The organism is Enterococcus sp. AZ020, from assembly GCF_050499205.1.
In the GTDB taxonomy this organism is placed as follows: domain Bacteria; phylum Bacillota; class Bacilli; order Lactobacillales; family Enterococcaceae; genus Enterococcus_L; species Enterococcus_L dunnyi.
Genome location: NZ_JBIPAT010000001.1, coordinates 2,404,907 through 2,428,455, shown reverse-complemented (window position 1 = coordinate 2,428,455; position 23,549 = coordinate 2,404,907). Strand labels below are relative to the sequence as shown.

Genomic DNA, 23,549 nt, shown 5'->3' with positions numbered 1-23,549 from the left:
CATCAATCATACTATAAAATTTGATCAAAAAAGAAAGCTGGAAGTATTTTATGAAAAAAGATCAACAGTATTGGATCGAACAACTACAATTAGAACCTCATTCAGAAGGAGGCTATTTCAAACAAGTATTAAGTAGTGATCAATCGCTTCAAACATCTGAAAAAGTAGTTAGACCCTATTATACAAGTATTTATTTTCTTTTAACGAGTGAAAATCCGTCGCATTTTCATCGGTTGAAATCTGATGAAGTCTGGTACTATCACGCGGGTTCACCCCTTAGTATCCATTTGCTTTACCCCGATGGTCACTATGAAGTCATTCGATTAGGAAATGATTTGGAAGCTGGAGAGGTATTACAAGCTGTTGTTCCTAAAAATGTGATTTTTGGTTCGACTGTTGACACTGATCAAGCATTTGCTTTAGTTAGTTGTATGGTTTCACCTGGATTTGATTATCAGGACTTTGAATTGTTTACAAAAAAACAGCTTTTATCTTTATATCCGGAACACGAAAACGTTATTGACCGTCTAGCTTATGATCGTTTACCTGATTAAAAAAAGAGCTTGGGACATAACTTTCCTAGTTACGTCCCAAGCTCTTCATAATCGAATAAACGGCCGGGACAGAAGTGATCACTTCTGTCCCGGCCTCTTCTTTTTCTATTTTTCTAAAATAATGTTTGCTATTTCTTTCGGAGTTGCTGCAAGGTAATCTGCTCCTGCAGTTGTTAGCTCGTCCTGATCTCCAAAACCGTATAAGACGCCTACGCTAGCCAATTGATTTTCCTTCGCTCCAATGATATCGTGACTTCGATCACCGATCATCAGTGCTTTTTCTAATGAAGTAACCTTTGCAGATGACAAGGCGTAACGTATCACGTCCCCTTTTTTGGAACGATCGCCATCTAAGCTTGCGCCATAGATACCCTCAAAATAGGTATCCAAATCGAAATGAGCTAAAATTTGTTTTGCATACACTTCTGGTTTGGATGTAGCAATATACAACTGACAACTGGCTGTCTTCAAGTCATCTAGTAATGCTGTTATATCCTCATATACATGGTTTTCATACATTCCCTTGTCTTGATAATTTTCACGATAGTAGTTCACTGCCTGATCAATAGCTGATCCATTCAATTGATACAGTTTACGAAATGTATCATTCAGTGGTGGTCCAATAAATGAATAGAGCTGCTCCTTATCTGGAACAGGTAAGTTCATTTTTTCTAATGCATAACTCACAGAATTAATGATTCCTTCACCTGAATCTGTGATCGTTCCATCTAAATCAAATAAAATCGTCGTGTACTTCATAGCAAAACTCACTTTCTTTAGCGCTCAGTCACATCGCCTGTATTAATGACAGGCTGAGTGCCTTTGTCGGTAATGATTGAGACTAATAAATTATTGATCAATTGAATCTTACGATCGTCGGTAAAATTGATTTCCTGTCCCTCTTCAATTTGCTCTAAAGCCATCTGAGTCATGGACACTGCGCCTTCAACGATTGTTTGGCGTGCTGATAAAATAGCTTTCGCTTGTTGTCTTTGCAGCATCGCACTAGCAATTTCAGTCGCATACGCCAGATGATTCAAACGTGTTTCAATCACCTCAACTCCAGCAACTGCTAAACGCTCTTGCAATTCTTTCGCTAGTTCTTCTGAAACCTCATTAGTATTTCCTCTCAAGGTCAAATCATCGTCATTAAATGTATCATATGGATATTGTGTCGCAATGTGACGAATCGCAGTTTCACTTTGAATTTCCACAAAATCCTGATAACGATCTACATCAAACAATGCTCTTGCTGTATCGACGACTTTGAAAACAATGACTGCAGAAATCTCAACTGGATTACCATCTGAATCGTTTACTTTCAGCAAAGAACTATTAAAATTTCTGACCTTCAATGAAACATTGATTTTTTGAGTTAAAGGAGTCGTCACAAATAGACCATTTTCCTTGATCGTTCCTAAATACTGCCCAAAAAATAAAATAGCTTTGGCTTGATTCGGGCTAACGATCGTCAATGAGCTTAAGAATAATCCGGAAATCACCCACAAAACAATACTGACTGTGATCATTGCAATACTTTCATCTGTTACCCCAAAATAAAAACAATAACCGCCGATCACAATCAAGATGATCAAAACAACTAAAGCAATGTATCCATTGACATGAAACGTTTTTTTCTCTTCCATTTTTGTCCCTACTTTCTTTCATAGAATTATTATTCTCATCTTACTCTTCTTTCAAGGTTCTATCAATAGTTAGAGAAAGTCAAAATAGTTGATAAATCAACTATTTTAATGTAAACTTACTTTTAGTAAGTTTACTATTTAAAACATTTGGAGGTTTCTATCATGAATACAACTATCAAAGGCATTCATCACGTTACTGCAATGACATCTAGTGCAGAAAAAATCTATCAGTTCTTTACGGATATCTTAGGGTTACGTTTGATCAAAAAAACAGTCAATCAAGACGACATTCAAACCTACCATTTATTTTTTGCAGATGATTTAGGCTCTGCTGGTACAGACATGACTTTTTTTGATTTTCCTGGTCTACCTAAAGGAACAAAAGGAACGAATACTATTTCCCGTACTTCTTTTCGTGTAAAAAATGATGCTTCATTAGACTACTGGATCGATCGCTTTAATGAACACGACATAGATCATGGTCCAATCCAAGAACGTTTTGGAAAAAAATATATAGAATTTGAGGATTTTGACAATCAACGTTATCAACTGATTTCAGATGAGCAAAACCATGGCGTGGCTGCTGGTGTTCCTTGGAAGAAAACAGATGTCCCTGCTGAACATGCTTTGATCGGCTTAGGTCCAGTTTTTGTGACAGTAACGAATTTTGAGCATATGCAGTTGGTATTAGCTGAAGTATTAGGATTTAAATTAGTCGATGCTGAAGGAAGTTTTCACTTATTTGAAGTAGGCGAAGGCGGAAATGGTGCCAGCATTATTGTTGAACATCGTGAGGATCTTCCAGAAGCACAAGAAGGCTTCGGAAATGTGCATCATTTAGCATTGCGTGTTGAAGATGAAGATGCATTACGTTTTTGGATCGATAAAATCGCTAAACTGCGCTTCCCTAACTCCGGCTTTGTCGAACGCTTCTATTTTAAATCTGACTACTTTAGAGCTGCTCCACAGGTCTTGTTTGAATTAGCTACTGACGGTCCAGGATTTTTAGAAGATGAAACCTATGAATCTGCTGGTGAAAAACTATCTTTACCACCCTTTCTAGAAGGTAAACGACAAGAAATCGAAGCAGATGTTCGACCTTTTGATACTTCTTCGGCTAATATTCAGCGCTAAAAAAAGAATGGGAGAAAAAGAATGCTACATTATTCAACAAAAAATTTATCAAAAAAGCAGAGTTACAAATTTTTATCGGGCAGTATCATCCCTCGTCCGATCGCGTGGGTAACATCTATGAATCATGAATCACAGGTGATCAATGCTGCGCCTTTCAGTTTTTTCAATGCTGCAGCTTCTGAGATTCCCTTAGCAACGCTATCCATTCTTAGACAAAATACTGAGATGAAGGATACTGCTCGAAATATTCTGGATACGAAAGAGTTAGTTATCCATTTAATCAATGACGCACATGTGGAACAAATGAATCAAACCTCTGCTCCAGTGCCACCTGAACAAAGTGAAATCAGCCTGAATCAGATCGAAACTGTTCAAAGTCGTTCTGTTAAGGTTCCAGGTATCAAAGGAGCACCACTTCGAATGGAGGCTCGGCTGCATCAATATGTTCCGATCAAAAATCAACAAGAGCAGATCATTACAGATTTGTTCATCGTTGAAATCACTGACTTTTATTTCGATGAAGAAATTTTCGATCAAGAAAATGAATATATTTTAACTGAAAAATTCAACCCGCTTGCACGATTAGCAGGTGCAACTTTTGCTCATATCGATAGACTGTTTGATTTAAAAAGACCGAATTAAAAGAAGCTGAGACAAAAGTCGATTTTTAGGAACTTAGCGAATAACCTGACTTTTGATCCCCGTTTATTAAATTTTAGAGTGTCTGGGACAAAACTCTGCGAGTCAAATCCCGTACACCTGTAATCCGGATAAACGGTGAGAGCAGAAGCAATCCCTTCGGAAATAAGAAAGAATTCACAAAAATTTGGAAAGCAATTTTCGTGAATTCTTTCTTATTTCTCGGGATTAAACACTTCTGTCTCAACCTCTCATACTTTTTCACTTTCCTCTTAAATCTACGATTGGAACATTTCCATCTAAAACCCCACTGGAGCTATTTAGCTTTAGAACCTGCAAACGAGGGTCCACTGCTAAGGTCATTTCCTTATACAAATAACGATGAGAATAATCTTTGATGTAAATTGTTCCCAAATCTGATTCTACCGTAGCGTTAAAATCTGAGCGATCCTGCGCTTGATCCAGTAATAAAATCCGAAAACTTGTATCCAACGAACAAACACCCATTTTTGAATATCTTCCAACACCATCATCTAAATCCAAAACGATCACTGCATCATTTTTCGCATACGGCATCAACTTTTGTTTCGCTTCTTCACTAATATTCAAGTACATATAGATCACTCCTACTCTATTTTATTTAACGATTTTTAAGCTTGAAAGGCAGATGGTGCCTTTTCTGTTTGTTGGAACTCATAAGCGATCGCTTCAAGAATCCGCTGACTTGCTTTACCATCACCGTATGGATTTTCAGCATGAGCCATTTCTTTATAAGCCGATTCATTCGTCAATAACTCAGTGACTGCTTCATAAACGATTTGTTGGTCTGTTCCAACTAGTTTCAACGTCCCTGCTTTGACACCTTCCGGGCGTTCTGTTGTATCTCTTAAAACCAATACAGGAACCCCTAAAGATGGCGCTTCTTCTTGAACACCGCCAGAATCTGTCAATATCAAATAGCTACGTGCTGCAAAATTTTGAAAATCAACGACATCCAGTGGTTCAATCAAGTGAACACGGTCTAGCCCGGCTAAGTAAGTTTCAGCAACCTCACGAACTTTTGGATTTTTGTGCATTGGAAAAACCACATCGATATCAGGATTTTCTTCAACGATTTGGTGAACAGCCTTAAATACTTGTTCCATCGGTATGCCTAAATTCTCACGTCTGTGCATCGTCATTAAAATCAAACGTTGGCTTTCCCCAATTGCTTCCAAAACCTCATTCTGATAATCATCAGTGATCGTATAATCCATGGCATCGATCGCCGTATTTCCTGTGACATAAATATGCTTTTCTGGATGATTCTCTTTCAATAAGTTCTCTTTACTTTCCATTGTCGGTGCAAAATAGATATCAGTCAAATCATCTACAAGCTGACGATTCAATTCTTCTGGGAACGGAGAATATTTTTCCCACGTACGTAATCCTGCTTCAACATGTCCGATCATGATCTGATGATAAAAAGCAGATAAAGCAGCAGCAAATGATGTCGTTGTATCCCCATGAACCAATACAATATCTGGTTTTTCCGTCTGTAATACATCGGTCAAATTAGTCAGAACCTGGCTTGTGATATCAGCGAGTGTTTGTCCAGCTTTCATGATATCCAAATCATGATCGGGTGTGATCTGAAAATCAGCCAGTACTTGATCCAGCATTTGCCGATGTTGCGCAGAAACAGTCACTACGGATTCAAATTGTTCTGGATGCTGTTCTAATTCTTTAATCAGCGGAGCCATTTTAATAGCCTCTGGTCTAGTACCAAATACGGTCATTACTTTGATTTTTTTCATCAGCGATTCATCCTTTCACGTTAAACGGGGATATTTTTCTTCAAGAAATTCTTTTGAGCGTGCGACATACTGTTGAGCATTTTCTTTATTTTTGCGAATCTCTTCTCTCGTCAACGGTCGAATCACTCTGGCTGGACGCCCAAAGGCCAGCACATTCTCTGGAATTTCAACTTCTTCCGTGACGAGAGAACCTGCTCCAATCAAACTATTTTTTCCTATTTTTGCATGATTTAAGATCGTTGAACCCATACCGATCAACGCACCGTCTTCAATTGTACAGCCATGGAGCATACATTGATGTCCGATCGTTACATTTTTGCCTATTGTGACCGCTGCATCCGCATCGACATGGATGATCGTACCATCCTGAACGTTACTTCCTGTATCGATCTTAATCGTATTATTATCTCCTCTTAGTATCGCTTGAAACCAAATACTAACATCTTTGGCTAATTCCACGTTTCCATATACATCAGCACTTGGTGCAATAAAATACTCTTTTGTCATCTGATCCACCTCTTTTATTATCTTTAGTATAACAAATTTTGTGAAATAGTAAGATCAATACGTTCCTTCAAATCAAGAAAAAAAAGGACACCGAAATCGATGTCCTTTTGCAGATACTAATCGTAATCGCCGTCTTCAGCGAACTGACTGTTATAAAGTTTTTCATAAAAACCGCCCTGCTGCAGCAGTTCATTGTGTGTGCCTTTTTCAATGATTTCTCCTTGATTCATCACAAGAATCAAATCAGCTTCTCTGATCGTTGATAAACGATGGGCGATCACAAAGCTCGTCCGTCCTTCCATTACTCGATCCATTGCCTTTTGGATCAAAGCTTCCAATCGAGTATCGACAGAACTCGTTGCTTCATCTAAAATCAAAATTTTTGGATCAGAAATCACAGCTCTGGCAATCGTCAATAATTGTTTTTGACCGAGTGAAACATTATCGCCTTCAGAATTGATTTCCATATCATAACCATCCGGCATCGTACGGATAAAATGATCTACATTCGCCGTTTTGGCTGCATCGACGATTTCATAATCTGTTGCATCCAATTTACCAAAACGAATATTAGCCGCGATCGTTCCTTCGTATAGCCAAGCATCTTGTAAAACCATGCCGAAAACAGAGCGAACATCACTTCGATTCATGGTTTTCGTATCGATCCCATCAACTTTGATGGCTCCTTCATTTACATCGTAAAAACGCATCAATAAATTGATCAAGGTTGTTTTACCTGCTCCTGTAGGTCCGACAATCGCCACTGTTTGACCAGCTTTTACTTCAAAATTCAGATTTCTGATCAATGGTTTTTCAGGATCATAGCTAAAGCTGACATTTTCAAACTGAACAGAACCATGTAGCTCCGCTGGTAAAGGAACATCTTGTTCATTCAATTCTTCTTCCGGCTCATCTAAAATTTCAAAAACTCGTGTCGTTGCTGCCGAAGCGCTTTGCAAAGCTGCTGATAATTGGGTAATGTTCCCCATGGGCTGACTTACTTGCCAAATATATTGAATAAAGGCTTGTAACTGACCCACAACGATCACACCAGTAATAACGTAGTAACTTCCTAAAACAGCCATACCGATATATGTTCCATAAGCAGTCATTTGCACAAGCGGCAACATCAATCCAGAAATAAACGATGCTTTAAACCCAAAATTATTTAAATTGTGGTTGACTTTTTTAAATCCATTCAATGTTTCCTTTTCACGACCATACAATTTCAATACGCTAAAACCAGTCATATTTTCTTGAACATATCCGTTCAAATCACCAAGGGCATTTTGCATCCCTTGGAAGTATTTTTGTGAAAACCCAACGATCGTTTTTGAAATAAACAGTGATAACGGAATCATCACAAGAGAGATCAATGCCATCAGCCAGTTGATATAAAACATCATTGCGATCGCCATTACGATGCCCAATACTGCAGAGACAATATTGATAAAGCTTTGTTGCATCGCGTTACTTACTGCATCTACGTCATTTGTTACACGAGATAAAATATTCCCTTGTTGATTCTTATCAAAATAAGATACAGGCAAACGATTGATTTTTTCGTCGATATCCGTACGCAGATCACGCATCGAATGCTGAACCACGGATGCCATCAAATACCCTGATAAAAACTGTGCTGCACAATAACCGATCCCAACAATCAAAATCCAAATCAGGCATTGGATGATGTATGGATAATTCAACCCTTCACCGGCTGCTATGTTTTTACTGATTTCTGTGATCGGCAAACCAGAGACATATGGCATCGCCGCATTAAAAGCAACTGTCAGGATCGTAAAAATAATCACTAAGATAAACGTTCCTTTGTAAGGATTAACGTATCTTCCTAAACGTTTTATAGAAGAGAATGCGTTTTTCATGCTAATTCCTCCTCTGACAATTGAGAAGCCGCAATATCATAATAGATTGGGCAATTCTCAAGTAATTCACGGTGCGTACCGATACCGACAACATCGCCTTCATTTAAAACGATGATCTTATCGGCATGCATGATCGTACCCACACGCTGAGCAACGATCAAGACCGTTGATTCTTTCGTTTCCTTTTTCAAGCGAGCTCTCAAATTAGCATCTGTTTGATAATCTAAAGCAGAAAAACTATCATCAAAAATATAAACTTCTGGACGACGGATCACTGCCCTAGCAATCGCTAAACGTTGTTTTTGTCCTCCAGAAAAGTTTGTTCCACCTTCTGAAAGCAGTTCATCATATCCTTCTGGTTTTTGCGAAATAAATTCTGAAGCTTGCGCAATATCTGCCGCCTGTTCCATTTCTTCCAGCGTCGCATCTTCTTTTCCGTACCGCAGATTTTCTGCGATCGTTCCAGTAAACAGCAATGCTTTTTGCGGAATATAGCCGATCTTGTTTCTTAAAGCACTTAGCTTATACTCACGTACATCAATACCATCAAGCAACACTTGGCCTTCTGATACATCGTAAAAGCGTGGGATTAGTTGGATCAATGTTGATTTGCCGCTTCCGGTACTTCCAATAAAGGCAACTGTTTCACCTGGTGAAGCTTTAAAACTCACATTGCGGATCACCGGACTTTCAGAATGACCTGGATAAGCAAATGTTACATTCTTAAATTCTAAGTAGCCCTTTGTTTCTGTTTCTGTGATACCTGCTTCGTTTTCACGAATCACAGGCTCCATATCAAAAGCTTCTTGTATCCGACGGGCAGATACAGCAGCTCTCGGATACATCATAAACACACTTGCAAATAACATAAATGAGAACAACGCATGGAAAATGTACTCGATAAAAGCAATTAAATCTCCTACTAGTAAGCTGCCGTGATCGATTTGAAGCGCACCATTCCAAATGATCAATACCATCACGATATTGAATAAGAAAAAGAAGCCAGGTTGCGCTGCTGCCATCAAACGGAACAGACTTTTTGAGCTTTTTGTATACTCTTCATTGACCTTACTAAATCGGCTTTCCTCAAATTTCTCATTGACAAAAGCCCGAATCACCCGCAAGCCCGAAAGATTTTCTCTTAAAATACCATTGATTCCATCAAGATTCTTTTGCTGCTTATTAGACAATGGTTCAGAGACTTTAGCAATCAAAACAACCGCGATCAAAAGAAATGGCAAAGCACCCAATACAAACCAACCTAAAGATGGGCTCGTGCGTACGACCATAAACAAACTGACAAAAAACATCATCGGCGTCATAAAACCGATACGTAAAATATTCCCCATAAACAACATGATTTGATAAGCATCATTCGTTGTTCTTGTGATCAAAGAAGAAACACCGATCGTTTCATATTCACGATGGGAAAAAGTCTGTACCTTTTCAAATAAATCATCGCGAATATCCCGAACGATATTCGTCGTTATCCGAGCGCCGAAATATCCCAGCATGATATTCATCGCTACCCCAATAACGGTGATCACGATCATCAATAATCCTTGCTGCTTTACATAATCATAGTCGTTATTTTTAATACCAACATCGATCATACGTGCTAAAATCGTTGGTAAGCCTAGCTCTATCAAAATAAATCCAAACACACAAATGAAATCTAAAAACAATAATTTCTTGTATCTCATCGTGTAACGCCACATCAATTTCAATCAATCATCTCCTCTTTCATTTTTTGATCCAGTACTCCCACTATAGCATAAACATGAGGGGTAGGTAAATTATATTTAGGTGAAATTTTTTATGGAATTATATGTAGGAAAAACAGAACAGCCTCAGCTATGGTATAATGATAATTCCTTGATTTTTACATTATTTAATGAAAGCGATGGACATATCCGAATGAAAAAATTTCTTTATATTTCTTTAGGCAGTTTTACTTTTGGTTTAGGTACTCTAGGAATCTTTTTACCCATTTTACCGACAACCGTCTTTTACCTTCTAACAGCCTTTTTCTGGATGCGCAGCTCAGAAAAATTATATACAAGATTCATCAATTCCAGCTATTATCAAAAATATATTCAAGAATCGATCGTGGAAAAGAAAATCACTCCTCTAGGACGAGTAAAATTATTCACAACTTTATTCATTATTTTCGCGATTCCCTGCTTGATCGTGCGCAATCCTTTTATGACTATGACTTTGAGCTTTGTCTATGTAGTCCACTTGATCGTACTGAATCTATACTTTAATAAAAAGAACGGAAAAGAAACAGAAAAGCCCGAACGATCGTAAGTTTTTCTTTAAAGTCGTAAGTCTGTTTCTATACTTATTTATTATTCTGTGATAAAATACTTATTAATTGTTGTTCAGTACAACACAACGGACGGTTGAAAGAAAGATAATTTCCATAATAAGAACAATGAAGCAAAGTCGAGGCTTCATTACATCATCAACGAATGTTTTTGGTGGCAATTGTTTTTTTAAGGTGGTCAGCCACCTCGTTTTGTTGTGTTCAAAATTACTGTAAAAAATAAGACATACATAATCAACTGCTGAGGCAGATAAAGGAGAAGATACTTATGATCTATAAAGTTTATTATCAAGAAACAAAAACACGCAATCCAAAAAGAGAAGATACAAAATCAATCTACGTTGAAGCTGAAAATGACGTTATCGTGCGTCAGCAAGTAGAAGAAAATACCCCATACAATATTGAGTACATCCAAGCACTTGATGAAAATCATTTAGCTTATGAACAAGAGCATGCGGAATTCTCATTAACGGAGTTTTAATATGAAAGTAAATATTAAAAATAATGAAACCGGCGTTTTTGCAATCGGTGGTTTGGGCGAAATCGGAAAGAACACTTATGGGGTTCAATTCCAAGATGAGATCATTATTATTGATGCCGGAATCAAATTTCCGGAAGATGATCTTTTAGGGATCGATTATGTTATTCCAGATTACAGCTATATCGTCCAAAACCTGCACAAAGTTAAAGCGCTGATCATCACGCATGGACACGAAGATCATATTGGAGGCGTACCGTTTCTTTTACGCCAGGCAAACATTCCAATTTATGCTGGTCCATTAGCGTTAGCTTTGATCACTAATAAATTGGATGAGCACGGGTTATTACGAGATGCTGATCTACACGAAATCAATGAAGATACAGTAATCCGTTTTCGTAAAACGTCTATCAGTTTTTTCCGTACGACGCACAGTATCCCAGACGCTTTAGGTGTTGTCGTTAAAACACCTTCGGGCAATGTCGTTGCTACAGGAGATTTCAAGTTTGACTTCACGCCTGTCGGTGAGCCTGCAAATCTTCATCGTATGGCCAAATTAGGAGAAGAAGGCGTATTGTGTCTATTATCGGATAGTACCAATGCTGAAATTCCAACCTTTACAAAATCAGAAAAAACCATCGGCTCTTCTATTTTGAAAATATTTGAAAAAATAGAAGGTCGAATCATTTTTGCCAGTTTTGCTTCAAATATTTTTCGTCTTCAACAAGCTGCAGATGCAGCTGTCAAGACCGGACGTAAAATTGCCGTCTTTGGTCGAAGCATGGAAAATGCAATCGTTAATGGCGAACAGCTGGGTTATATCAATGTGCCTAAAGGGACATTTGTCGATGCCTCTGAGCTGAATCAGCTTCCTGCTGGAGAGACGATGATTTTATGTACAGGTTCTCAAGGTGAACCGATGGCTGCACTAAGTCGTATTGCTAATGGTACTCACCGTCAAATTTCTATTCAACCTGGAGATACAGTTATTTTTTCAAGCTCTCCAATTCCAGGAAATACAACAAGTGTCAACCGCTTGATCAATCTGCTTTCAGAAGCTGGTGCTGAAGTGATCCATGGAAAAATCAATAATATCCATACTTCTGGTCATGGTGGACAAGAAGAGCAAAAATTGATGCTGCGTTTGATGAAGCCTAAGTATTTTGTTCCCGTTCATGGTGAATTTAGAATGCTAAAAATCCATGCATCACTTGCTCAAGATGTAGGCGTTCCATCGGAGAATTGCTTTATCATGGAAAATGGAGATGTCTTGGCTTTGACAGCTGATAATGCGCGTATTGCTGGTCACTTTAATGCCAATGATGTTTATGTCGACGGGAATGGCGTAGGAGATATCGGAAACGTCGTATTGCGTGACCGCCGTATCCTTTCCGAAGAAGGGCTTGTTTTAGCTGTTGCTACAGTTGATATCAAAAATAAAGAAATATTAGCTGGTCCAGACATCCTATCACGTGGTTTTGTCTACATGAGAGAATCTGGGGAAATGATCCATGAAGGTCAGCGCTTATTGTTTAATGCAATTCGTGAAGCGCTTCGTGATGAGAATTGTACAGAAGCAAAATTGTGTGATGCAATTTCAGCAGCCTTACAGCCATTCTTATTTGAAAAAACAGAACGACACCCAATGATTTTACCGATGATCATGACATCATAATCAATATGACAACAAAAACGTCCGTTTGGAATAATTCCAAACGGACTTTTTTTATTATTCTTATTTAATTTTCAGTTCTTACTGTATCTTCAAATATTTGTAAGAAAGTAGATAACTTGCCGATTGTTCATCTTTTTCTAGGTTATTTACATTGTATGATTGACCACCAGTACATTTGCTTTCGTGTGATTGACAACATAAGACGTTGTTGATCCTACCATCATTCTTTGGAAGCCGTTCAAACCAGTTCGACCGATGACAATTAAGTCAATCGGTTCTTCAGATTCTGAAAAATCAGCAATCAATGTTTTAGGATACCCGTACATCACATAAGTCAATACATTGAACACACCAGCATCTAGAGCTTTCTCTTTTCTTTTTTTCATTTCTTCTTCTTCTTTTACTCGAAGTTCTTCCATCATTGTGCCCATCGACATCGTTAACTCGCCAAAATAGTTTCCCATTTCTTCAATCACATATAAAACATGTAGTGCAGCATTGTTTCGTTTGGCTATTTTGATCGCTTCTTCAAATGCTTTCTCAGCTTGTTCTGAACCATCCACAGCAACTAAAATATTTTTGTACGATTCGCTCATGATAAAAACCTCCTTTGGTTGTATCTCTATTATACAACGAAAAAACGCTTTCAACAAAAGAATTGAAACTTTTCTCTTTACAGCTTTAATAAATCATGATATAGTAACCGTGGAATTTCGTTATCAGATATCGTTGCCTTTCAAAGAACTACGAAAGGAGAATCAACTATGACATTTGGTAATAAAGTATTAAAATACCGTGTAGCGCTTGATACAGAGAAAAATTTGTTTATGGCTATCGATGCAGATAACCAAGCAAATGTTGCTTATGGTATCACGATTACACAAGCAGTAAAGAAATTGAAAAAATCTATTTAAGGAGTTACAACCTAAATGAGCGATTCAAGTTCTAATACGATTTAAAGGCATCTAGTGGATAAATAATCACGGATGCCTTTTTTGTTTGTCCAAAAATTGATTTCTCTGTTTTTGTTTATGTTGAAAAGTATTGGCTTTTTTATCTTATCGATGGCAGGCTATTAATTCAACATCTGCTTTGAACTACTTCCTTATGCTTAGGTGTACTTATCTTCTCATATCCTCTTTTTGATTGAATTTCTCCAGGTGTTTCACTAGTTCGGTAACGATGTCCTTTTCGATTTCTTAGTACTGTTCGCAGTTTTGTGCGTAGCTTTAGGTCGTGTTTCACTAGTAGGGAAACTACGCTCTCTGCGCAGCAGTCGCAGTGTTTCACAGCAAAAAAAACATCCGACTTTCGTCAGATGTTTTGGAATGGATGAATTAGTTTTTTTCTACGTTAACTGCTTGAGGTCCACGATCTGAATCTTCAACGTCGAAGCTTACTGATTGACCTTCTTCTAAAGTTTTAAATCCGTCTCCTTGGATAGCTGAGAAGTGTACGAATACATCGCTTCCGTCTTCGCGAGAGATAAATCCAAACCCTTTTTCTGCATTAAACCATTTTACTGTTCCTTGTTCCATTCTTTGTTCCTCCTCGTGCTTAAGCACTAAATATTGTAACATTGCCCGTGTACGATAGAGGGTTTTTTAATAAAAACTTCTATATGCCCCAAACAAGATTACACATCCATTGTACATGCGAAGCCTTATTTTTGCAAGAAATCTAATTAGTCTGAACTGAAAAAATTTTCTTCTCTCATACTGATGTAAGATTGCTCACCAATGATGATATGATCAAGAACTTCAATTCCCATCATTTTCCCACACTCCTGTATTCTTTGCGTAAAATGAACATCACTTTCAGAAGGAACTGGATTACCACTTGGGTGATTATGTGCAAGAATCAGACGCGCGGCAGAACATTTCACAGCACTACGAAAGATTTCTCTTGGATGAGCCACACTTTGATTCAATGATCCTTTAAAAACAGTTTCTTGTTTTATGACTTCATTCTTTGTATTCAAATATAAACAGACGAGATGCTCCTGCTGAAAATCTTGTAATTCATACATCAGATTTTGGGCAATCTGATAGCTTGATGAAACTTTTCCCAGCTTCATTTGCGTGCTCTGTTGGATGCGATAACCAAATTCGATTGCCGCTCTTAATTCAATCGCCTTTATTTTGCCGATCCCTTTAATTTCCATCATTTCAGTGATCGTCGCATTTTTCAGTTCATAAAGATGATGAAAATAATTCAAAAACTTTGATGCAACTTCCATGACATTTGTACTTTTCGAACCTGTTCTCAATAAAATCGCTAATAGTTCTTGATTTGATAAAGCCTTTTCTCCCACAACCTCTAATCTTTCTCTTGGAAGGCAGTCTTCCGGCATCTCTCTGATAAACAGCTTTTCTTCTTTAATCAAAAAATCACTCCTTCATACGTCTCTCTCTATAAGATACGCAAAGAAGTGAAGAAATTATTTTTTCAAAAAGTCAGGAGCTTGGGTCAAGCTTTCAAAGATTTCAATCGTTTTTTCTCTGATTTCTTCTGTTGGCGGTAAAAGATCTGGTACCATGATCACAGGTATCCCAGCTGCAGCAGCTGCTGTTACGCCATGGAATGAATCTTCAAAAATCAACGTATGTTCAGCCTCTGTTCCTAGAAAAGCTAATGCCTTTTGGAAGATTTCCGGATCTGGTTTTGCACGAGTCACATCTTCAGCAGAAACAATTCCTGAAAAACGTTCTTTGATTCCTGCTCCATCTAATAAAAGCTCAATAGCTGGACGGACATTGCTTGAAGCAACCATTCTTGGAATTTTTTGTTCATCAAGATAATCCAGTAACTCTATAACACCTTCTTTTAGTGGGACTTCACCAGATTCAAATACTTTGATCGTATCTGCATAAGAACGTTCGATAAACTCAGCTACTCGCTCTTCACCAAATTCTTTATAAATTTCATGATAATTTGCCTGTACCTCTTCATCTGATACGCCTAAAAATTTTAAATAGAGTTCTTTGCTATACGGAAATTCCATCACATCGGCAATTTTTTGCGTTGATTGATAGTAAATCAATTCTGTGTCAAACAACAAACCATCCATATCAAAAATAATCCCATCTGTCTTTCTCATCATTTCCTCCTAAATTAAAAGCATCAGGTCATCTTTGTAAGATTCCCCTTTGGCTAAATTATAAGTTTAGTAATAACTCACGAACCTGAGAAACAAAGTAAAGTGAACCTGTCACTAGCATAACATCATCCGAAGACATTTTTTCTAAAATTTCACCTAAACCAAACTGCCATAAAGAAACAATCTCGGTCTTATGATCTTCAAGATGCTCCATTTTCGTCAAATCAATGGCTTTTGGATATTCAAAAGTCGTCAAATACAGATGAACATTCGGAACTTGTTTTAGTATACTGATCATCTGATCGACATTCTTTGTAGAAAGAGCGGAAAAAAGAATATGGATCTCACGACCAGAAAATTCCTTTTTAAGATTGTCCGCCAAACGACGAACAGCATGATCATTATGAGCACCATCTAAAATAATCAACGGCTCATCGCTGATTTTTTCCATGCGAGCGGGCCATTGGGCCTTAGCAAGTCCTTGATATACATCTCGATCTCTAAAATTGATCTGACGCAACTGACAATATAAATAGAACAATTGGATCGCAACTGCAGCATTTTCTATTTGATGGCGTCCCAGTAAAGGAATTTTTATATTTGGTAATTTGCCAGTGTCTCCATAAAAATGAAATGTTTCGCCCCAACTTTTATCAGGATGTAGGTAATCGACCTTATAGTCTTGATTATAACGGTACATTCGACTATGTCTTTTGTGAGCCTCTGCTTCAATAACGGCTAAGGCATTTTCTTCAATGTTACCTGTGACGACTGGTATATTTTCTTTGATGATACCTGCTTTTTGGAAGGCGATTTTTTCCAGTGTGTCACCTAAAATTTCAGTGTGATCTTTCCCGATCGTCGTAATTGCTGTCAAGATCGGCTTTACTATATTAGTGCTATCTAATAATCCACCTAATCCAACTTCGACAATCGCAATATCTACTTGCTTATCTAAAAAATAATCCAGCGCCATTACTGTCAATGTTTCGAATTCTGTAATACCTGATACGGAAGTATCCTGATCCATTTCCTTGATCAGCGGCTGATATTTTTCTACGTACTTTATGATTTGATGATCAGGTATCCCTTGCCCATTGATCGCTATCCGTTCGTTAAAATGTTCAATGTAAGGAGAGGTAAATGTACCTACCTTTAAGCCCAGCTCTTCTAACATACAACGTAGATATGTAACAGTCGATCCCTTTCCATTCGTTCCGGCAATATGAATCGTGGGGACTTTTTCTTCTGGATTTCCGACACGTGTCAATAAAGCTTCGACACGATCAAGTCCTGGTCTTGAGCCAAATGGCAGTCTACTATGGATCCATTCAATTGCTTCTTCTATCGTTAGTGTCATCATATCAACTCCTCATTCTCCATTATAGCGAAAGGCTACCTTCTTTTCACTAATTAATGTTTTTAATTCTGAAAACAGTCAAATTTGTCCAAAAACTTGGACATTTTTTAAAAAAAGAGTAAAAAAATGAGGGGCAACGTCAAATCGTGGGCTGCTATGATAAAATAAACAAGACTATATGTATAAAGTGAGATGCAATATTTTGCCTCATTATTATGTTTCATGCTAGACTTATTTTTTAGGTCTTATCCAATCTTTTTTTATTTCATAGCTTTGTTGCAGGTAGTTCGTTTGATTTTTTAGATTGATTGAACCTTTATCCTAAAACAGCGATAAATCATTAGTATAAAGGAGTATTATGAACCATGTCGAAAAGAAAAAAGTATTTTTTACTAAGCGGAAGCTTTCTATTTCCATTTTTCCTGCTGATCATTCTTTGGTCTTGCTTAAATCTAGCGCCTTTTGGAAATAATAATTTATTAGTCAGCGATTTAGGCACACAATATATGCCTTTTTTAAGTGCTTTCAAACAATTTTTCCAAGGAGATTCCTATTCTCTCTATTCATTTTCAGATGCTCTTGGCGGAACTATTCTACCGTTGACTGCTTATTATTTGTTAAGTCCTTTCAATTTTCTGGTGTTATTATTTCCTTATGATCAACTGCCGATCGTGATTTTATTGATCATCACATTGAAGATTTCTTTCATGGGAACTTCAATGTTCTATTACCTTAATAAAACATATTCACAAGCGTCCACAGCTACCCTATTATTTTCAACTTCTTATAGCTTATGCGGCTTTGTGACTGTTTATAGTTTGAATTTCATGTGGCTGGATGCTTTGATCCTGCTGCCACTTCTTGTATTAGGTATTCAGCGATTATGGGACAAGAAGAAATATTGGTTGTATGCCAGCGTTCTCTTTTTCTCCATTGTCACCAATTATTATATGGGCTATATGCTTTGCATTTTCGCTGTTTGTTATAGCCTTTATTGGTACTATCAAAAATCATCTGTTTCTGAGAAAAAATCACTTTGGCATTTCATCAAAGAAGGTCGTTTATTCTTTGTGACTTCTTTCTTTGCCGGGATCAGCACTAGTTTCATCCTGATTCCCGCGGTGGAAGGAATGCTTTCGACGAATAAAACAAACTTTGAGTGGCAAACTTTTTTACCTAAGCCCAAATTTGGTCCCGATGTTCTTTCACAATTTGGTTTAGGCAATGTTAATTTTGATACACGTTTAGATCACTTACCAACTGTCTTCTCAGGCATATTGATGGTCTTGCTTTTTCTTGCTTATTTCCAGCTTAGTACGATCTCTAAAAAGGAAAAGCTTGGAGCTACAGCTTTGGTAGGGTTCATTTTCCTTAGTTTTTGGCTGGAGTTGGTCAATACCATTTGGCATATGTTCCAAAGTCCAGCAGGTTTTCCATATCGAAATACATTTATCTTTAGCTTTTTGATCATCAAATTTGCTTATGAAGCCTTTCTGGAATTAAAAAAAGGAGAGAAATTAAAGATCATCGTTCCTAGTGTTTTTTCAGCTTTATTGATTATCGGATATATCTCTTTGAAGTTTTCAAATCACAGAGATTTTTTACTTGAAGATCACTACTATCTTTTTAGTTTGTTCAGCATTTGGATCATTTATGGATTGATCACATTCATTCAGCGAAATAATGGTAGAAAGAAAACAAGTGCATTTATTATAATGTGCCTAGTTGTCAGTTTTGAATTGAGTTTCAATTTTTGGATCAGCTTCAAGGATATTCCTTTTGGAAACCAAGAAACGTTTAGTAAAACAGCAAAAATTCAAAATGAAATCATTTCAGATTTAGAAAATAAGCAGTCTGGTTTATCTCGTATCAAACAAACGATCAATTCTAAAGATGCTGGGTATCAAGAAAAAAATAACGGCTACAACAACCCACTTTTTTACGGCTACGCTGGTGTTTCAAGTTATACATCGACTTTAGAAGCTAAGACTCAAAAAACATTGCAGGAACTAGGACTCTATCAAAAAAATGATCGAAGAATCGCTTATGTCGATGAATCAAATGTGATCAACCTATTATTGAACGTTGGCTATCAAGTGACACCCGATAAAAAAGCGAATCAAGAAGATATCTCCAGAGATTCTTCGACTCATGTTTATCAAAATGCTGAAGCGATCGGCATGGGCTTTCTAGTACCAAACGAATTTGACTCTATCAAACTTACCAAGAATCAACCGTTAAAAAACCAAGAAACAATTTTACAAAGTATCAGAAAAAAACAGTCTAATTACTTTCAATCAGCCGAAAAAACATTTTGGTCCGTTCAATCTGAGAATAATTATACGTTGACAGTAAAAACAACTGCTAATGGTGAATTATACCTTTATATTCCTGATATCAATTGGAAGAAAATCACCTCTTTCAAGGTAAATGGGAAAAAAATCGAGCCCTCTATCTATATTGCAACGAATCAAATTTTCAATTTAGGTTATTATAAGAAAAATGAGATCGTACAATTGCAATTAGAAACGGAAAAAACACTAAAAAAAGATACGATCGACCTGAAAACATTGTCTCAGTCACAATTTGATTCTTTAGTGGCACAACAAAAAGAACAAGCACTTCAGCTTACCAGACATACTTCTGGTATTTTAACTGGCACGATAACTGTTGAAAAAGATGATTCATCATTACTTTATCTATCCATTCCTTACGATAAAGATTGGAAAATAACAGTTGACGGAAAAAAAGTGGACAGTCACCGTATCTTAGGCAATTTCACTGGAATAGAACTACCATCAGGTACACACAAAATCAGTATGCGTTATTATCAGAAGAATTTGATCATAGGTACTTTCATTAGCATTTCTGTACTTTTAGGCGTATTCTTTTATCAACTGTTCAAAAGAATTTCAAAGAAAAAATCAGCTTGAGTAAGAGAGGAATTTCCAGTATGGAGAGAACGTTTTTAAAGCGAATCATTTATGTATTGCCGATTCTAGGAGTTCTATGCTTTACAGCTTTAGTAATTTATGGCTATTCTATAGGAATTTTTCGTTCTGTTCAGTCACTTCAAACGTTTATCGATCAGTTTGGTGAATATGCTGTGTTTATTTTCATTTTTTTACAAATCCTTCAAGTCATTGTCCCAATTCTTCCTGGTGGAATTTCCACAGTTGTCGGTATGTTGATGTTTGGTAATCTTCAAGGATTGTTTTATAGCTATATTGGTTTGATCATTGGAGAAATCATTGTTTATTGGCTTGCTCGCTATTACGGCAAATCCTTTGTACGATTGATTTTATCAAAAAAACGTTACCTCAAGTTTGAACGAATGGTCGACCGTCCTCAAAAAGGAATCAAAAAACTTATGATCTTAACGTTGTTAGTTCCTTTTGCACCAGATGATTTAGTCTGTTTAGTTGCTGGACTAACTGAGTTGCCATTTAAAGAGTATATGAAAATTCTGTTGATTTTCAAATTTTGGTCTGTAGCCACTTATGGGTATGCTATATTATTTTTATTCAATCGATTCTTGATACGCTAAAAAGGGAATGGCATTTTAAGCCATCCCCTTTTTCATTTATTCAACGGTACGTAATTGGGCAATTCGTTCTTTCACAACTACTTGTTTTTCTAGATAATCTTTTTCTTTTTCTTTTTCTGCCTGAACCACTTCATCCGGCGCATTCGCTACAAAGCGTTCATTCGCTAATTTTCCTTGCACGCGTTTTACTTCTTGCGTCCACTTTTCTAATTCTTTCTCTAAACGAGCAATTTCTTCTTCAATATTGATCAGTCCTGCAAGCGGCAAATAAAGTTCTGCTCCTGTTAGAACAGCAGACATAGCTAATTCCGGTGCTGTAATATCACTTGAAATCGTCAACTCTTCCGGGTTACAGAAGCGTTCAATATAACTTGTGTTTTCGACCAAAAACTTGTCGACAGCTGCATCATTTGTTTTGATCAATAGTGTGATTGGTTTAGATAATGGTGTATTCACTTCTGCTCGAATGTTTCGGACTGCACGAATCAATTCTTTTAGAACTTCCATTCCGCGAGCAGCCGTTTCGTCAGAAAACTCTTCATGTACGACCGGGTACTCTGCAATGACTAGAGATTCTCCTTGATGCGGGATGTTTTCCCAGATTTCTTCGGTTACAAACGGCATGATCGGGTGTAACAAACGTAAAATCTGATCTAGTGTATACACTAAAATGCTACGTGTTGTTTGTTTAGCCGTTTCATTTTCACCATATAAGATTTCCTTACTCATTTCAATATACCAGTCACAGAAATCATCCCAGATGAAATTATACAATTGGCGGCCGGCTTCACCAAACTCAAACCGTTCAAAGAAGTCAGTTACTTTTTCAACTGTTTCATTCAGGCGTGTCAAGATCCAACGATCAGCAACTGTCTTCTCACCGCTAAAGTCGATGTCTTCAAAAGTCATCCCTTCAACGTTCATGATCACAAAACGGCTGGCGTTCCAAATTTTGTTGATAAAGTTCCAAGCAGCATCCATTTTTTCATAGCTAAAGCGCATATCCTGACCTGGTGCTGAACCGTTTGACAAGAACCATCTTAATGCATCTGCACCATATTTTTCGATAACTTCCATCGGATCGATCCCGTTACCTAAAGACTTACTCATCTTGCGCCCATCTTCTGCACGGATCAACCCATGCATCAAGACATTTTTAAATGGCCGCTGTTCTGTAAATTCTAAACTTTGGAAAATCATCCGGCTTACCCAGAAGAAAATGATGTCATATCCTGTAATCAGCGTACTTGTTGGGAAATAACGTTGGTAATCTTCAGTATTCGTGTCCGGCCAGCCCATTGTTGAAAATGGCCAAAGTGCTGAACTGAACCATGTATCTAAAACATCGGCATCCTGAATCCAATTTTCTGCATCTTCCGGCGCTTCCATACCAACATACATTTCGCCTGTTTCTTTATGGTACCAAGCCGGGATTTGATGCCCCCACCATAATTGACGGGAAATAACCCAATCGTGGACATTGTCCATCCAGCGCAAGAACGTTTGGTCAAAACGCGGCGGGAAAAATTCAACTGCATTGTCTGTCTTTTGATTTTCGATCGCCTTTTCAGCTAATGGCGCCATTTTAACGAACCACTGTGTAGATAGTCTTGGCTCGACAACAACACCTGTCCGTTCTGAATGACCGACACTATGGTTCATTGTTTCAATTTTGATCAAACGACCCATTTCTTTTAAATCAGAAACGATCATTTTTCTTGCAGCAAAACGGTCCATACCTTCATATTTACCAGCAAGCTCATTCATAGAACCATCTTCATTCATGACATTGACACGAGGAAGATCATGACGGTTACCAACTTCAAAGTCATTTGGATCATGAGCTGGCGTGATTTTTACAACGCCTGTTCCAAATTCCATATCGACATATTCATCTGCAATGATCGGGATTTCTTTATTTACCAAAGGCAATGTTACTGTTTTACCAATTAAAGCTTGATAGCGTTCGTCTTCCGGATGAACGGCGATTGCAGTATCTCCTAACATTGTTTCAGGTCGAGTTGTCGCAATTTCTACCACTCCAGTTCCGTCAGTCAGTGGATAACTCATATGGTAAAACGCACCTTCGATATCTTTGTGGATCACTTCGATATCTGATAAAGCGGTCTTCGCTTTGGGGTCCCAGTTGATGATGTATTCCCCACGATAAATCAGATCTTTTTCATATAACGAAACAAACACTTTGCGGACAGCTTGAGACAATCCTTCATCTAAGGTAAAACGTTCACGGCTATAATCTAAAGACAAACCCATTTTTGCCCACTGTTCACGAATATGGGAAGCATATTCTTCTTTCCAGTCCCATACTTGTTCGACAAACTTTTCACGCCCTAAATCATAACGAGAAATTCCTTCTTCGGCTAACTTTTCTTCAACTTTTGCTTGAGTAGCAATTCCAGCATGATCCATTCCAGGTAACCACAATGTGTCAAATCCCTGCATTCTTTTTTGACGAATGATCATATCTTGCAATGTTGTATCCCAGGCATGTCCCAAGTGTAGCTTACCTGTTACATTTGGCGGGGGAATCACGATCGAATAGGGCTTAGCTTCTTTATTGCCATTTGGTTTGAACAAATCCTGATCCAACCATTTTTGATAGCGACCTTGTTCGATCTCAGTCGGCTGGTATTTGGTTGGTAGATTTTTTTCTTCTGTCATACAAAATCCTTCTTCCTGTTTTTTATCGACTATTTTAGTGAGTACTGATTCAATGAAACACATAAAAATAAGCCCTAAAATACTTGCGTATTCTAGGGCGCATAATCTTTTTATACGTGGTACCACCTAAATTGTGTCTGCAACTACAAACACCACTTCATTCGTGAGGTAACGATCACGACTCGAATCATTCTACTAAATTCAAATCATCGACTCCCA

The 23,549-nt window shown here is 37.5% G+C and carries 22 protein-coding genes, 1 pseudogene and 1 other annotated feature (1 of these 24 cut by a window edge); of the genes and pseudogenes, 9 read left to right on the top strand and 14 right to left on the bottom strand.

The genetic code is table 11. The annotated features are described in order from the left end of the window. Nucleotides 1-50: 50 nt before the first annotated feature. Nucleotides 51-554 carry a cupin domain-containing protein gene (locus IGI58_RS11570; protein ID WP_429953276.1) on the top strand — a complete coding sequence of 168 codons (504 nt, stop codon included), beginning with the start codon at nucleotides 51-53 and terminating at the stop codon, nucleotides 552-554. Between the two features lie 105 nt (nucleotides 555-659). Here the strand turns inward: IGI58_RS11570 and IGI58_RS11565 are convergent, their stop codons facing one another. After that, nucleotides 660-1,313, bottom strand: coding sequence for an HAD family hydrolase (locus IGI58_RS11565; protein WP_429953277.1), 654 nt, complete (start codon nucleotides 1,311-1,313; stop codon nucleotides 660-662). A 17-nt stretch (nucleotides 1,314-1,330) separates the two neighbouring features. Next, the gene (locus tag IGI58_RS11560) at nucleotides 1,331-2,200 is read right to left on the bottom strand and encodes an SPFH domain-containing protein (RefSeq protein WP_225534922.1); all 870 of its coding nucleotides are present in this window, start codon (nucleotides 2,198-2,200) and stop codon (nucleotides 1,331-1,333) included. 162 nt (nucleotides 2,201-2,362) lie between these two features. Between IGI58_RS11560 and IGI58_RS11555 the strand changes: the two genes are divergently transcribed. Both IGI58_RS11555 and IGI58_RS11550 read left to right on the top strand, forming a co-directional pair. Beyond that, entirely contained in the window at nucleotides 2,363-3,334 is a 972-nt protein-coding gene (locus IGI58_RS11555) for a ring-cleaving dioxygenase (RefSeq protein ID WP_429953278.1), read from the top strand. 21 nt (nucleotides 3,335-3,355) lie between these two features. After that, a complete protein-coding gene (locus IGI58_RS11550; RefSeq protein WP_429953279.1) occupies nucleotides 3,356-3,976 on the top strand; it encodes a flavin reductase family protein in 621 nt (206 codons plus the stop codon). 121 nt (nucleotides 3,977-4,097) lie between these two features. On the opposite strand, the pseudogene IGI58_RS11545 reads toward IGI58_RS11550, so the two are convergent. The 6 genes and pseudogenes from IGI58_RS11545 to IGI58_RS11520 form a co-directional block, all read right to left on the bottom strand. Then, nucleotides 4,098-4,238 (bottom strand): annotated as a pseudogene (locus IGI58_RS11545) (DUF3788 family protein); the annotation flags it as partial. Further along, nucleotides 4,235-4,588, bottom strand: a complete 354-nt coding sequence (locus tag IGI58_RS11540; protein WP_429953280.1) for an iron-sulfur cluster biosynthesis family protein — start codon at nucleotides 4,586-4,588, stop codon at nucleotides 4,235-4,237. The pseudogene IGI58_RS11545 and the gene IGI58_RS11540, both read right to left, overlap by 4 nt. Nucleotides 4,589-4,623: 35 nt before the next feature. Further along, complete coding sequence (gene wecB, locus IGI58_RS11535; protein WP_429953281.1) at nucleotides 4,624-5,769, bottom strand: non-hydrolyzing UDP-N-acetylglucosamine 2-epimerase; 1,146 nt, start codon at nucleotides 5,767-5,769, stop codon at nucleotides 4,624-4,626. 15 nt (nucleotides 5,770-5,784) lie between these two features. Further along, on the bottom strand, nucleotides 5,785-6,276 hold the full coding sequence (locus IGI58_RS11530) for a gamma carbonic anhydrase family protein (protein WP_429953282.1): 492 nt from the start codon (nucleotides 6,274-6,276) through the stop codon (nucleotides 5,785-5,787). 116 nt (nucleotides 6,277-6,392) lie between these two features. Further along, entirely contained in the window at nucleotides 6,393-8,159 is a 1,767-nt protein-coding gene (gene efrB / locus IGI58_RS11525) for a multidrug efflux ABC transporter subunit EfrB (RefSeq protein WP_429953283.1), read from the bottom strand. Next, a complete protein-coding gene (locus IGI58_RS11520) occupies nucleotides 8,156-9,886 on the bottom strand; it encodes an ABC transporter ATP-binding protein (protein WP_429953284.1) in 1,731 nt (576 codons plus the stop codon). Before IGI58_RS11520 ends, efrB begins: the two co-directional genes overlap by 4 nt. 190 nt (nucleotides 9,887-10,076) lie before the next feature. On the opposite strand from IGI58_RS11520, the gene IGI58_RS11515 reads away from it, so the two are divergent. From IGI58_RS11515 to rnjA, 3 genes are all read left to right on the top strand, one after another. Next, nucleotides 10,077-10,469, top strand: coding sequence for a YbaN family protein (locus IGI58_RS11515; protein ID WP_429955305.1), 393 nt, complete (start codon nucleotides 10,077-10,079; stop codon nucleotides 10,467-10,469). A 287-nt stretch (nucleotides 10,470-10,756) separates the two neighbouring features. Beyond that, the gene (locus tag IGI58_RS11510; protein WP_010770914.1) at nucleotides 10,757-10,969 is read left to right on the top strand and encodes a DNA-directed RNA polymerase subunit epsilon; all 213 of its coding nucleotides are present in this window, start codon (nucleotides 10,757-10,759) and stop codon (nucleotides 10,967-10,969) included. Nucleotide 10,970: 1 nt separating this feature from the next. Next, complete coding sequence (rnjA, locus tag IGI58_RS11505) at nucleotides 10,971-12,641, top strand: ribonuclease J1 (protein WP_087642253.1); 1,671 nt, start codon at nucleotides 10,971-10,973, stop codon at nucleotides 12,639-12,641. Between the two features lie 146 nt (nucleotides 12,642-12,787). Here the strand turns inward: rnjA and IGI58_RS11500 are convergent, their stop codons facing one another. Continuing rightward, nucleotides 12,788-13,237 (bottom strand): universal stress protein, encoded by a 450-nt coding sequence (locus IGI58_RS11500; protein ID WP_087642252.1) that lies wholly within the window; start codon nucleotides 13,235-13,237, stop codon nucleotides 12,788-12,790. A 168-nt stretch (nucleotides 13,238-13,405) separates the two neighbouring features. Between IGI58_RS11500 and IGI58_RS11495 the strand changes: the two genes are divergently transcribed. Beyond that, a complete protein-coding gene (locus tag IGI58_RS11495) occupies nucleotides 13,406-13,555 on the top strand; it encodes a hypothetical protein (protein ID WP_429953285.1) in 150 nt (49 codons plus the stop codon). Nucleotides 13,556-13,978: 423 nt separating this feature from the next. Here the strand turns inward: IGI58_RS11495 and IGI58_RS11490 are convergent, their stop codons facing one another. The 4 genes from IGI58_RS11490 to IGI58_RS11475 all read right to left on the bottom strand — a co-directional run bounded on the left by IGI58_RS11490 (nucleotide 13,979) and on the right by IGI58_RS11475 (nucleotide 17,101). Then, nucleotides 13,979-14,179: a cold-shock protein gene (locus tag IGI58_RS11490; protein ID WP_069636133.1), complete on the bottom strand. Its 201-nt coding sequence runs from the start codon at nucleotides 14,177-14,179 to the stop codon at nucleotides 13,979-13,981. Between the two features lie 146 nt (nucleotides 14,180-14,325). Next, nucleotides 14,326-14,994 (bottom strand): RadC family protein, encoded by a 669-nt coding sequence (radC, locus tag IGI58_RS11485; RefSeq protein WP_429955307.1) that lies wholly within the window; start codon nucleotides 14,992-14,994, stop codon nucleotides 14,326-14,328. An 87-nt stretch (nucleotides 14,995-15,081) separates the two neighbouring features. Then, nucleotides 15,082-15,744 carry an HAD family hydrolase gene (locus IGI58_RS11480; protein ID WP_176372908.1) on the bottom strand — a complete coding sequence of 221 codons (663 nt, stop codon included), beginning with the start codon at nucleotides 15,742-15,744 and terminating at the stop codon, nucleotides 15,082-15,084. A gap of 55 nt (nucleotides 15,745-15,799) precedes the next feature. Continuing rightward, nucleotides 15,800-17,101: a bifunctional folylpolyglutamate synthase/dihydrofolate synthase gene (locus IGI58_RS11475; protein ID WP_429953286.1), complete on the bottom strand. Its 1,302-nt coding sequence runs from the start codon at nucleotides 17,099-17,101 to the stop codon at nucleotides 15,800-15,802. A gap of 365 nt (nucleotides 17,102-17,466) precedes the next feature. Here IGI58_RS11475 and IGI58_RS11470 point away from each other — a divergent pair, with 365 nt between their 5' ends. Then, complete coding sequence (locus tag IGI58_RS11470) at nucleotides 17,467-20,034, top strand: YfhO family protein (protein WP_429953287.1); 2,568 nt, start codon at nucleotides 17,467-17,469, stop codon at nucleotides 20,032-20,034. Nucleotides 20,035-20,054: 20 nt separating this feature from the next. Further along, on the top strand, nucleotides 20,055-20,648 hold the full coding sequence (locus IGI58_RS11465; protein ID WP_088271220.1) for a TVP38/TMEM64 family protein: 594 nt from the start codon (nucleotides 20,055-20,057) through the stop codon (nucleotides 20,646-20,648). A gap of 36 nt (nucleotides 20,649-20,684) precedes the next feature. Here IGI58_RS11465 and IGI58_RS11460 read toward each other — a convergent pair whose 3' ends face one another. Beyond that, entirely contained in the window at nucleotides 20,685-23,330 is a 2,646-nt protein-coding gene (locus IGI58_RS11460; RefSeq protein ID WP_429953288.1) for a valine--tRNA ligase, read from the bottom strand. Between the two features lie 90 nt (nucleotides 23,331-23,420). Continuing rightward, nucleotides 23,421-23,549: a binding site (T-box leader), on the bottom strand (it continues 94 nt past the right edge of the window).

Excerpts from the sequence above, each read along its gene's own strand:
- IGI58_RS11470 (WP_429953287.1), top strand. The coding sequence starts at position 17,467 with ATGTCGAAAAGAAAAAAGTATTTTTTACTAAGCGGAAGCTTTCTATTT.
- IGI58_RS11560 (WP_225534922.1), bottom strand. The coding sequence starts at position 2,200 with ATGGAAGAGAAAAAAACGTTTCATGTCAATGGATACATTGCTTTAGTT.
- radC (WP_429955307.1), bottom strand. The coding sequence starts at position 14,994 with ATGCCGGAAGACTGCCTTCCAAGAGAAAGATTAGAGGTTGTGGGAGAA.
- efrB (WP_429953283.1), bottom strand. The coding sequence starts at position 8,159 with ATGAAAAACGCATTCTCTTCTATAAAACGTTTAGGAAGATACGTTAAT.
- wecB (WP_429953281.1), bottom strand. The coding sequence starts at position 5,769 with ATGAAAAAAATCAAAGTAATGACCGTATTTGGTACTAGACCAGAGGCT.
- IGI58_RS11550 (WP_429953279.1), top strand. The coding sequence starts at position 3,356 with ATGCTACATTATTCAACAAAAAATTTATCAAAAAAGCAGAGTTACAAA.
- IGI58_RS11475 (WP_429953286.1), bottom strand. The coding sequence starts at position 17,101 with ATGACACTAACGATAGAAGAAGCAATTGAATGGATCCATAGTAGACTG.
- IGI58_RS11515 (WP_429955305.1), top strand. The coding sequence starts at position 10,077 with ATGAAAAAATTTCTTTATATTTCTTTAGGCAGTTTTACTTTTGGTTTA.
- IGI58_RS11490 (WP_069636133.1), bottom strand. The coding sequence starts at position 14,179 with ATGGAACAAGGAACAGTAAAATGGTTTAATGCAGAAAAAGGGTTTGGA.
- IGI58_RS11460 (WP_429953288.1), bottom strand. The coding sequence starts at position 23,330 with ATGACAGAAGAAAAAAATCTACCAACCAAATACCAGCCGACTGAGATC.
- IGI58_RS11510 (WP_010770914.1), top strand. The coding sequence starts at position 10,757 with ATGATCTATAAAGTTTATTATCAAGAAACAAAAACACGCAATCCAAAA.
- IGI58_RS11500 (WP_087642252.1), bottom strand. The coding sequence starts at position 13,237 with ATGAGCGAATCGTACAAAAATATTTTAGTTGCTGTGGATGGTTCAGAA.
- IGI58_RS11530 (WP_429953282.1), bottom strand. The coding sequence starts at position 6,276 with ATGACAAAAGAGTATTTTATTGCACCAAGTGCTGATGTATATGGAAAC.
- IGI58_RS11565 (WP_429953277.1), bottom strand. The coding sequence starts at position 1,313 with ATGAAGTACACGACGATTTTATTTGATTTAGATGGAACGATCACAGAT.
- IGI58_RS11465 (WP_088271220.1), top strand. The coding sequence starts at position 20,055 with ATGGAGAGAACGTTTTTAAAGCGAATCATTTATGTATTGCCGATTCTA.
- IGI58_RS11540 (WP_429953280.1), bottom strand. The coding sequence starts at position 4,588 with ATGTACTTGAATATTAGTGAAGAAGCGAAACAAAAGTTGATGCCGTAT.
- rnjA (WP_087642253.1), top strand. The coding sequence starts at position 10,971 with ATGAAAGTAAATATTAAAAATAATGAAACCGGCGTTTTTGCAATCGGT.
- IGI58_RS11555 (WP_429953278.1), top strand. The coding sequence starts at position 2,363 with ATGAATACAACTATCAAAGGCATTCATCACGTTACTGCAATGACATCT.
- IGI58_RS11495 (WP_429953285.1), top strand. The coding sequence starts at position 13,406 with ATGACATTTGGTAATAAAGTATTAAAATACCGTGTAGCGCTTGATACA.
- IGI58_RS11570 (WP_429953276.1), top strand. The coding sequence starts at position 51 with ATGAAAAAAGATCAACAGTATTGGATCGAACAACTACAATTAGAACCT.
- IGI58_RS11480 (WP_176372908.1), bottom strand. The coding sequence starts at position 15,744 with ATGATGAGAAAGACAGATGGGATTATTTTTGATATGGATGGTTTGTTG.